Origin of the sequence: Tardiphaga sp., from assembly GCF_028290785.1 — a bacterium.
Lineage (GTDB): Bacteria > Pseudomonadota > Alphaproteobacteria > Rhizobiales > Xanthobacteraceae > Tardiphaga.
In genome coordinates this window covers 1-9,698 of record NZ_JAQGJD010000281.1, presented here as the reverse complement: position 1 = coordinate 9,698, position 9,698 = coordinate 1, and the positions used below count along the sequence as shown (strand labels likewise).

At 62.2% G+C, this 9,698-nt stretch carries 9 protein-coding genes and 1 pseudogene; 3 read left to right on the top strand and 7 right to left on the bottom strand.

Annotated features, from left to right (window positions below; all coding sequences use genetic code 11):
- A pseudogene (locus JWR89_RS16970) lies at nt 1–329 on the top strand (methyltransferase); the annotation flags it as partial.
- A gap of 67 nt (nt 330–396) precedes the next feature.
- Nucleotides 397–639, top strand: coding sequence for a type II toxin-antitoxin system prevent-host-death family antitoxin (locus tag JWR89_RS16965; protein WP_299718188.1), 243 nt, complete (start codon nt 397–399; stop codon nt 637–639).
- Nucleotides 640–643: 4 nt separating this feature from the next.
- On the opposite strand, the gene JWR89_RS16960 is transcribed toward JWR89_RS16965, so the two are convergent.
- The 4 genes from JWR89_RS16960 to JWR89_RS16945 all read right to left on the bottom strand — a co-directional run bounded on the left by JWR89_RS16960 (nt 644) and on the right by JWR89_RS16945 (nt 5,645).
- Nucleotides 644–1,819, bottom strand: a complete 1,176-nt coding sequence (locus tag JWR89_RS16960; protein ID WP_299718185.1) for a (p)ppGpp synthetase — start codon at nt 1,817–1,819, stop codon at nt 644–646.
- A gap of 279 nt (nt 1,820–2,098) precedes the next feature.
- Nucleotides 2,099–3,706: a glutamine-hydrolyzing GMP synthase gene (guaA, locus tag JWR89_RS16955; protein WP_299718182.1), complete on the bottom strand. Its 1,608-nt coding sequence runs from the start codon at nt 3,704–3,706 to the stop codon at nt 2,099–2,101.
- Between the two features lie 216 nt (nt 3,707–3,922).
- Nucleotides 3,923–5,230 carry an RsmB/NOP family class I SAM-dependent RNA methyltransferase gene (locus JWR89_RS16950; protein WP_299718179.1) on the bottom strand — a complete coding sequence of 436 codons (1,308 nt, stop codon included), beginning with the start codon at nt 5,228–5,230 and terminating at the stop codon, nt 3,923–3,925.
- Nucleotides 5,231–5,285: 55 nt separating this feature from the next.
- The gene (locus tag JWR89_RS16945) at nt 5,286–5,645 is read right to left on the bottom strand and encodes a hypothetical protein (protein ID WP_299718176.1); all 360 of its coding nucleotides are present in this window, start codon (nt 5,643–5,645) and stop codon (nt 5,286–5,288) included.
- 155 nt (nt 5,646–5,800) lie between these two features.
- Between JWR89_RS16945 and JWR89_RS16940 the strand changes: the two genes are divergently transcribed.
- Entirely contained in the window at nt 5,801–6,427 is a 627-nt protein-coding gene (locus tag JWR89_RS16940; protein WP_299718173.1) for an acriflavin resistance protein, read from the top strand.
- Here the strand turns inward: JWR89_RS16940 and JWR89_RS16935 are convergent, their stop codons facing one another.
- The 3 genes from JWR89_RS16935 to guaB form a co-directional block, all read right to left on the bottom strand.
- Nucleotides 6,428–7,453 carry an NADP-dependent oxidoreductase gene (locus JWR89_RS16935; RefSeq protein WP_299718170.1) on the bottom strand — a complete coding sequence of 342 codons (1,026 nt, stop codon included), beginning with the start codon at nt 7,451–7,453 and terminating at the stop codon, nt 6,428–6,430.
- Nucleotides 7,454–7,557: 104 nt separating this feature from the next.
- Nucleotides 7,558–8,190 carry a hypothetical protein gene (locus JWR89_RS16930; protein ID WP_299718168.1) on the bottom strand — a complete coding sequence of 211 codons (633 nt, stop codon included), beginning with the start codon at nt 8,188–8,190 and terminating at the stop codon, nt 7,558–7,560.
- A 165-nt stretch (nt 8,191–8,355) separates the two neighbouring features.
- Nucleotides 8,356–9,698 (bottom strand): IMP dehydrogenase (gene guaB, locus JWR89_RS16925; RefSeq protein ID WP_299718166.1); only part of this gene is annotated, 1,343 nt, incomplete at its 5' end.

The window sequence follows — 9,698 nt, the reverse complement described above, 5'->3', positions numbered from 1 at the left end:
TCTACCACGATCTCCACACCGCCCTGATCCAAAAGAAGGGCGCGACGGCGGCCGACTTCAATCGAGCCGTCTACGAGCGGCTGAAGCCCGGCGGTTCCTACGTCATCGTCGATCACGCCGCCGCCGCCGGGACAGGCACCAGCGACGCCCAGTCGCTGCATCGGATTGAGCCTGCCTCCGTTCGCGAGGAGGTGGAGGCGGCAGGCTTCGTGCTGGACGAGGAGAGCCCCCTGCTCGCGAACAAGTATGATACGCACGCGATCAAGGTGTTCGATCCCTCGATCAAGGGCGAGACCGATCGCTTCGCTTATCGGTTCGTGAAGCCGTGACCGGAATCTCCTGGTGCATTTCCCGTGCAACGGGCTTTATAACTATGTAGGTAGTCAGGAGCGTCATATGAACCCGGTCAATCTGGCCGATGCAAAAACCCACCTGAGCGAACTCATCGACAGGGTTGAGGCGGGCGATTCTATCGACACCACACGCGGCGGCAAGCCGGTCGCGCGGCTTACCGCCGCGGCTACACCGCGCAAGGCCGTTGATGCGGCCCGACTTCAGTCGCTCACCGCGAGCATGCCCCTGCAGACACAGGAAGCTACCGATCTGGTGCGATCGATGCGGGACAGCGACCGCTCCTGATGCTCTATCTGGACACGTCGCTCATCGTCGCGGCGCTGTCCAACGAGGCGATGACGTCACGTGCGGCGGAATACGCTTCGCTATTCCGCCCTACTTGCTGTTCCGCTTTATTTCCAGCTCCTTTTCTGAGCCACTTTTCGAATGATTCTTGAGCCGCGTTCGTTAATATGTTCGCGAACAATTCCTTGTCTCCAGCATACAAACAGTGCCGAATGATAGTGAAAGGATTGAGCGTATCACTACTGTTTTGCTCAAACTCCGTTTGGTAACGTTTTACACTTGTGATGTTCTCACGCATGTAAAAATTAAACTTCCCTCGGCTTATGCCAGGGCTCAGACCTAGGATCTCGTCCGTAAATCCATCAACTTTATGGGGCTCAAATTCGTAGCCACTGAAAAAATGCTTGGCTATTTTAAGAAAGCTAAAAGCGTTTAGTCTAGCGTACCTGAAGCTCCCAAGCTCCTGGTGAGGGACTTGCGCCTCAGATTCTCGTGAAAGTTCTTCGTAAGAAATATCTTCTTTTTCAATTTCCGCGACGGTCGAATCTCGGATTTCGCGAAACTCTCGGTCGGCCAACTCAAAGAGCGCCGCCAGCGTGTTGATCCTGCGCTTCAAACGATTTGGAATAGATTTTTTGTACTTTATCTTGTGATCCAAAATACTCCAAGAATCCTGAATGACTGTTCGAATTTGGAGCTCAAAGCAGAGATCCGCATATCGTGCGTACTCCGGGAGTACACGACGACCCGCATTAAGACGAAGATCCAGGTGAAGCCCCTTATAACCGAACGACCCCTCAGTATTTTCAATTTGAGAAATTTTATCGGTCACGTCGACAACATCAAATTGCTCAGAAAGAACAGAGCGAATTTTTTCGATATCATCTTCGTAGAGGCAAACTAATCGTAAGCCCAACATATCAGTCAAATGGTCTTTAATTGTGTAGGGCTCTGATTTCATTTCCAAGGCCGTACGATATTTTCTAGTAAATTTTTTTATGCACTCTTCTTTATCTTTAACACGCCCTTCGATTTTAGAGATCGCGCCCGCGCCCGCGTGATTTATAAGAGAGGTAATTAAAACACTGAAGGAATCTATCGCATTGTCGAGCAGTGGACGACTTTCCTCGTAATAATCCCTAAACAGCGCTTTTTCGACATCGAAGTCTAAAGATGGCAATGTGTCCCCCAGAACCGCTACAACAACCTCTCGTTGATGAAGTATGCATGTCCCAACTCTTTTGCGCTAGTGTTTTGACAGAACTTCGGGGACCGGTGCTAGGAATTTTAAGGGCCCTTGATTGGGGCGCCACTGTGATAGGCAACAGCACAACCGCCGCATGCCCTTTCCGCGTCAAGACGACCTTGTTACAAGCTTCAGCGCGACGCATCAGTGTGGCCAATTAGCCTTCTGGCATAAACCTTTCCGCTCACCCCGCATCAGCGGCAAAACGACCCCTCACTCCCATTCGATCGTCCCCGGCGGCTTGCTCGTGATATCATACACCACCCGGTTAACGCCCTTGACCTCGTTGATGATCCGCGTCGCGGTTTCGCCGAGGAATTTCATCTCGAAGGCGTAGAAGTCGGCAGTCATTCCGTCGGTCGAGGTCACGGCGCGCAGGCCGACGACGAATTCGTAGGTGCGGCCGTCCCCCATCACGCCGACGGTCTTCACCGGCAGCAGCACCGCAAAAGCCTGCCAGATCTTGTCGTACAATCCAGCCTTGCGTATCTGGTCGATGTAGACCGCATCGGCATTGCGCAGGATGTCGAGTTTTTCCGCGGTGATCTCGCCGGGGCAGCGGATCGCGAGGCCCGGACCGGGGAACGGATGCCGGCCGACGAAGATCTCCGGCAGGCCGAGTTCGCGACCGAGCACGCGGACTTCGTCTTTGAACAGTTCGCGCAACGGCTCGACCAGCTTCATCTTCATGAAGTCGGGCAGACCGCCGACATTGTGGTGCGACTTGATGGTCACCGACGGGCCGCCGGTGAACGACACGCTCTCGATCACGTCGGGATACAGCGTGCCCTGAGCGAGGAAATCGGCGCCGCCGATCTTCTTGGCTTCCGCATCGAACACGTCGATGAACAGGCTACCGATGATCTTGCGCTTCTGCTCGGGGTCGGTGATCCCTGCTAGCTTGCCAAGAAACAGCTCTTCCGCCTGCACATGCACCAGCGGGATATTGTAGTGGCCGCGGAACAGCTCAACGACGGTCTTGCCCTCGTCCTTGCGCAGCATGCCGTGATCGACAAACACGCAGGTGAGCTGGTCGCCAATCGCCTCGTGGATCAGCACCGCGGCCACCGCGGAATCGACGCCGCCCGAGAGGCCACAGATGACCTTGCCGCTGCCGACCTGGGCACGGATCTTCTCGATCGCCTCCTCGCGAAACGCGCGCATGGTCCAGTCGCCGGTGAGCCCTGCCACTTTTCGCACGAAGTTGCGGATCAGTTTGGCGCCGTCGGGCGTGTGCACCACTTCGGGGTGAAACTGCATCGCGTAGAATTTTCGGACATCGTCAGCGATCACCGAAATCGGCGAGCCCGGCGCCTTGGCTACAGCGCGAAATCCTTCCGGCAGCTTGGTGACGCGATCGCCGTGACTCATCCAGACGTCGTATTTGCCGCCCTTCTCCCAGACGCCGTCGAACAGCGCGCAAGAGTCGGTGATTTCGATGGCGGCGCGGCCGAACTCGCGGTGGTGGCCGGCTTCCACGGTGCCGCCGAGCTGCTGCGCCATGGTCTGTTCGCCGTAGCAAATGCCAAGCACCGGCACGCCCGCGGTGAGGATCGACAGCGGCGCCGAAGGCGCGTTGTCGTCGAGCACCGAGGCCGGCCCACCGGACAGGATCACGGCCTTCGGCTTCATCTCGGCAAAGGCGGCTTCAGCCTTGTTGTAGGGGACGATCTCGGAATAGACGCCCTCCTCGCGCACCCGGCGCGCGATCAACTGCGTCACCTGGGAACCGAAATCGACGATCAGAATCTTGTCATGATCCGCGGCGACATGGGGCGACGGATCGGACGGCGAGACGGAGGTTTTGCTGGGGGCTGTCATAGCGAGCCATTACGCGACTCGGGCGGGGCTCGCAACCCTGAAAAGGATGGCATGCAGCAGCCGAAGCCGCAGTAGCTGTCATCCTGAGGTGCTCGCCGCCTTCGGCGAGCCTCGAAGGACGACGGCGTGGCACTGAGCAGAACAGGCATCCTTCGAGGCCCGGCGCGATGCGCCGGGCGCCTCAGGATGACGGTGGTGCGGGAGGCGGAAGCTGGCTCAGTCCGCGTTCTTGCGCGCCAGCACGCTCACGAAAAACCCGTCCGTGCCGGTCCGCCGCGGCGTCATCAACAGGCCTTCCGGGCTCTGGTACGTCGCCGCGGCAAAGGCCTCCGCTTTGTCCCACAGCACCGAGGTCACCTGCTCGACCGGCACCACGGAGAAATCCGGGTGGCGGGCGAGGAAGCCGCGGATCTGCTCGTTATTCTCCTGCGGCAGCACCGAACAGGTGATGTAGGCGATCCGGCCACCGGGCTTCACCAAAGGTACCGCGCGCTCCAGCACTTCGACTTGGTCCTTGATCCGGACTTCCAGCGCGCCCGGCCGCATGCGCCATTTGGCGTCGGGGTTGCGGCGCCAGGTGCCGGTGCCGGTGCACGGCGCGTCGATCACCACCAGGTCGGCGGAGGCATGGATGTCCGACAGGGTATCGTCCGGGCCCTTCGGGGTGCGAATGTCGCAATTGTGCACGCCCGCGCGGGACAGCCGCTCATAGATCGGCGCCAGTTGCCGCTTGTCGTGATCGGTGGCGATCAGCCGGCCCTTGCCCTGCATCATCGCCGCCAGCGCCAGCGTCTTGCCGCCGGCTCCGGCGCAGAGGTCGATCACCTGCTCGCCCGGCTTGGCGCCGGACAACAGCGCCGCCAGCTGCGAGCCTTCGTCCTGCACCTCGATGGCGCCCTTGATGAAATCCTCCTCGGCGTGAATGCCGGGATTGCGCGCGTCGGCGCCGAGATCGATGCGTAGCCCGATCGGCGACCACGGCGTCTCCACCGCGCCGAGATGCCGGGTCGAGCCCAGCACCTTCTCGCGCTTGGCCTTCAGCGTATTGACGCGCAGGTCGAGCGGCGCGCGGCTGGCCATCGCGGTGGCTTCCGCGACGCGGTCATCGCCGAACACGTTGGCGAGGTAGCCGTCGAGCCATTCCGGATAATCCCCGGCGATATGGGCGGGCGCATCCGCCACGCTGCGCGAGGCCAGTGCGGCGTGCTCGGCATCCGACAGCGGCAGCGGCGAAAACCGGCCGCCGTCACACAACGCGGCGATCGCCTCGACGTCCATCTTGCGCTCGGCCTTCAGCATGCCGAGCACGCGGGCGCGCGGCGTATCACTATCCATGATCCAGGCGCTGGAAGCACGGCGGCGCAGCACGTCCCAGACCAGGCCGGAAATCCCCGCGCGGTCGCCGGAGCCGGCATAGCGGTGCGCAGTGCCCCATTCCTTCAGCGCTTTCGCGGCGGGGACGCGCTGGGTGTCGATGGCCTCGATCAGGTCGATCGCGGCGGAGAGCTTGGCAGCGGGAGTCATGGCAGTCTTTCAGCAAGGATTCTTGCAACAAGGAGATAAGCGCGGCGACGGGCCGTCAGAGCAGCAGCAGCATGCGCAACGCGAAATAGAACCACATCGCCAGCAGCACCAGTGCGCTGGCCAGGTAGGCCTGCGAGCGGCCCTTGCCGCCCACGGCCGAGGCGAACACCCCGGCTTCGAGAAACCGGATCACCACGAACACCCAGGACAGGCAAACCAGCGCCAGGTCGATCTTGCGCAGCGGCAGGCCGAGCGCGATCAGCGCATAGAACAACACGTCGAGCGGCGAGGCGGCATATGGCGCGTCAGCGCCGTCGTTACGGCCGGTCCGCCCACCGCGGCCGTTCCAGAACATCATGCCGAGCGTCAATGCCACCAGCACGAACACCGGCAGCAAAACCATTTGAACCGTCATCGAATTCTCTCCTGTCCGGGTTGGCCTACGCTATAGACCCCGCCCCGCCGCATGACAATTAAACCGCGACGGCGATCCCGCTTGAACCGCTTCGACGGCTGCGATCACCAACTGGGAAGCGCTGCATAGGGCAGTGCTGGATCCGCGAGCCCGCGATGGCCCTTTTCGATGCCTTCCTCACGGCCCCGAACGACAACCCGGATAGCTGGACCGGCCTGATGATGTCGGCCCTGGCCGGCGCAGCGGCGGCACTGGCGGTCGCCATCGCGCTAACCGTCTATTTCGGCACCGGGTACCGCTCGTCCCGCGACATCGTCCGCCACGGCGTCGCCACGCTGGCGGTGCTCGGCCTGCTCGCCTTTGTCGCCTCCGACATGCGGACCGCCGCGCTGGCCTATCTCGGTGTCATTCCGTCGAAGCCCGCCGTCGAATTCGAAATCCGCCTGCCAGATTCCGTCGCTGCCAAGGTCGATACCCATGCCACCCAGATCGAGTTGCACACCGACCGCCACCACGCGCTCGCCGAACTCAGCGACGGCCCGACCTTCACCAGCAAGGGCGAAGGCATTCTGCGAGGCTCCGTGCCACTGATATTCCGCACCTCGAAGCGCGAGGTAGTCCTGACTCTGCCCGGCCTGCCGCCGCTCGCCTTCAAACTGCGATTGGCGCCAAGCCCGAGCCACACCGCCGAGTTCGGTCCATGGCATCGGGCCGATCAGGACGCGGCCGCCGGCGCCAGCGCGCCGAGCGACCGTTATGCCATTCGCTACCGCGTGATCTGATCAGGCCTTGTCCGGCCCGACGCGCACCAATTGCTTGCCGAAGTTCTTGCCCTTGAGCAGGCCCATGAACGCCTCCGGCGCACTATCGAGGCCTTCGGTGACGAACTCCTTGTACTTCACCTTGCCCGCTTTCACCCATGCCGACATATCGCGCAGGAATTCCTGACGGCGGCCGGCAAAATCGCTAACGATAAAGCCGCGAATGGTGAGGCGCTTGGTCAGCACGTTGCGCAACATCTTGCCGGCCCATGGCGGCGAGGTATCGGCCGTGTCGTTATACTGCGCGATCAGGCCGCACACCGGCACGCGGGCAAACGCGTTGAGCAGCGGAAACACCGCCTCGAACACCGCGCCGCCGACATTCTCGAAGTATACATCGATGCCATCAGGGCACGCCGCCTTCAGCTTGGCCGCAAAGTCGGAGTCGCGGTGATCGATGCAATCGGCAAAGCCGAGTTCATTCTTGACGTAGTCGCACTTGTCCTTGCCGCCGGCGATGCCGACCGCGCGGGCGCCCTTGATCATCGCGATCTGCCCGACCGCAGAGCCGACCGCGCCCGACGCCGCGGCGACCACGACGGTCTCGCCGGCCTTGGGCTGGCCGATATCGAGCAGCCCGGTATAGGCGGTCATGCCGGGCATGCCGAGCACGCCCACCGCGGTCGATACCGGTCCGAGCGCGGGATCGATCTTGCGCAGCGTCTTGCCGTCGGCGACGCCGTGGGTCTGCCAACCGGAATGCGCCAGCACCACATCACCCCCAGCAAAGTCAGGGCTATTCGAGGAGATCACCTCGGCGACGGTACCGCCTTCCATGGTGCCGCCAACCGGTACCGGTGCGGCGTAGGACGGGCCGTCGCTCATGCGCCCACGCATGTAGGGATCGAGCGACAGCCAGATCGTGCGCAGCAGCACCTGCCCCTCGCCCGGCGTCGGAACCTCGTAGTCCTCGATTCGGAAGTCCGAGGTTTTCGGTTCGCCATTTGGGCGAGATGCAAGAACGACGCGCTTGGCAGATGAAGTCATGGCGTTTCCTATGATTTTTGTTGGTCGTTGCTCGCCGCTTGTCGTGGCCACAAAAAAGCGGCGCGCAAAAATCGCGCGCCGCGTGATATCCGTCAATGCCGGCTTCAGGCCGCGGCGGTGATTTTCGCCAGCACCGCATCGAACGCGGCGGCTGCGCTGGGCAGATCCTTGAACGCCAATCCGCCATCGGCAGACTGCTTCTGTGCCGCGGTTGCGGTCGGGCGGATTTCCGCGACCGGCTTGCCGCCGTCGAGCATCGTGAGCGGCGCGATCACCTGGAACTCATGCTCTTCTACCGGCTGGTCCTTGAGCAGAAACACGCTCAGCGAGACGATATCCTTGCCGCGGCGATAGGAGATGTAGCGATCCACCGCCACCGAACCGTCGCGCTGCATGCCGCCGAGCTTGGCGTAGCCCTTGGCGTCGAGCAGCTTGTGCGACTTGAAACCCTTGACGCCGACCGACGCGGCCTTCGCGGTCTCTTCCGTGAGGTCGTACTTGGCAGCCATTTCCTTGCCGACGGCGGCGAGCTGGCCGGCCATGTCGTGCTCGAATTCCTTCGACACGCTGCGCGGCTTGGCGCTCTTGCTGCGTGGCTTGTTGGCCTGACGCTTTTCCATCTCGGCGTCGCACTTGGCGATCAGCTCATCGACCGATTTGCGCTCGGCATTGACCCGCAGGTTCTTCAAATCCTGATTTGAAAGCGCGGCAACGCGCTCGTCTGTCCAATCGACCATAGTATCCAACGTTCTCTTCTGACGATTGCGAAATGGCTCGCAAAAACCGCGTCACACGCCCCGTCCAGTGATGAGGGGCGATCGGCTGCGCCAGGGGCAGCTCTCGTGACACGGGAACAATAGCGCGTTATCGCGCCATTGTGGGGCTCTATTTGGGCAAAGGGTTTACAGCCCGCCGGGGTAATTCGGGCTTTCGCGCGTAATGGTTACGTCATGCACGTGGCTTTCGCGCAGGCCGGCGCTGGTAATCCGGACGAATTCCGCCTTCTCGTGGAACTCGGTCAGGTCTTTGGCCCCGACATAGCCCATGGCGGCGCGCAGGCCGCCGGCGAGCTGATGCATGACGTTGCCGACCGGGCCCTTGTAGGCAACCTGGCCTTCGACACCTTCCGGTACCAGCTTCAGTGAATCCTTGATGTCCTGCTGGAAGTAACGATCCGCGGAGCCGCGCGCCATGGCGCCCACTGAGCCCATACCGCGATACGCCTTGTAGGAACGGCCCTGCCACAGGAACACTTCGCCGGGCGTCTCGTCGGTGCCGGCCAGCAGCGAGCCGACCATGGCGATATCCGCGCCGGCGGCCAGCGCCTTGGCGAGATCGCCGGAGAACTTGATGCCGCCGTCGGCGATGACCTGGACGTTGGCCTTCTTGGCGGCTTCCACCGCATCCATGATCGCGGTGAGCTGCGGCACGCCGACGCCGGCGACCATGCGGGTGGTGCAGATCGAGCCCGGGCCGATGCCGACCTTGATGGCATCCGCGCCGGCATCGATCAGCGCCTGCGCGCCTTCGGTGGTGGCGATGTTGCCGGCCATCACCTGCACGGCGTTGGACAGGCGCTTGATGCGCAGCACGGCTTCCAGCACGCGCGACGAATGACCGTGCGCCGTGTCGACCACGATGATATCGACGCCGGCGTCGATCAGCCGCTCGGTGCGCTCGAAACCGCCTTCGCCGACGGTGGTGGCCGCGGCGACGCGCAGCCGGCCCTGGGCATCCTTGGACGCCAGCGGATGCGCGACCGCATGCTCCATGTCCTTAACGGTGATCAGACCGACGCAGCGATACTGGTCATCGACCACCAGCAGCTTCTCGATGCGATGCTGATGCAGCATGCGCTTGGCTTCGTCCTGGCTGACGCCCTCGCGCACGGTGACGAGGTTCTCGTGCGTCATCAGTTCGGAAATCTTCTGCTTCGGATCCTTGGCGAAGCGCACGTCGCGGTTGGTGAGGATGCCGACCAGCTTGCCGGGGACGCCCTTGCTGGCGCCGGTCACTACGGGAATGCCGGAGAAGCCGTGTTCGGTCATCAGCGCCATGGCATCGGCAAGCATCGCGTCGGGCCCGATGGTCAGCGGATTGACCACCATGCCGGACTCGTACTTCTTCACCTGCCGCACCTGGGCGGCCTGGCCTTCGACGTCGAAATTGCGGTGGATGACGCCGAGGCCGCCGGCCTGGGCCATGGCGATCGCCATGCGGGCTTCGGTGACGGTGTCCATCGCCG

Excerpts from the sequence above, each read along its gene's own strand:
- JWR89_RS16965 (WP_299718188.1), top strand. The coding sequence starts at position 397 with ATGAACCCGGTCAATCTGGCCGATGCAAAAACCCACCTGAGCGAACTC.
- guaA (WP_299718182.1), bottom strand. The coding sequence starts at position 3,706 with ATGACAGCCCCCAGCAAAACCTCCGTCTCGCCGTCCGATCCGTCGCCC.
- JWR89_RS16950 (WP_299718179.1), bottom strand. The coding sequence starts at position 5,230 with ATGACTCCCGCTGCCAAGCTCTCCGCCGCGATCGACCTGATCGAGGCC.
- JWR89_RS16945 (WP_299718176.1), bottom strand. The coding sequence starts at position 5,645 with ATGACGGTTCAAATGGTTTTGCTGCCGGTGTTCGTGCTGGTGGCATTG.
- JWR89_RS16940 (WP_299718173.1), top strand. The coding sequence starts at position 5,801 with ATGGCCCTTTTCGATGCCTTCCTCACGGCCCCGAACGACAACCCGGAT.
- JWR89_RS16935 (WP_299718170.1), bottom strand. The coding sequence starts at position 7,453 with ATGACTTCATCTGCCAAGCGCGTCGTTCTTGCATCTCGCCCAAATGGC.
- JWR89_RS16930 (WP_299718168.1), bottom strand. The coding sequence starts at position 8,190 with ATGGTCGATTGGACAGACGAGCGCGTTGCCGCGCTTTCAAATCAGGAT.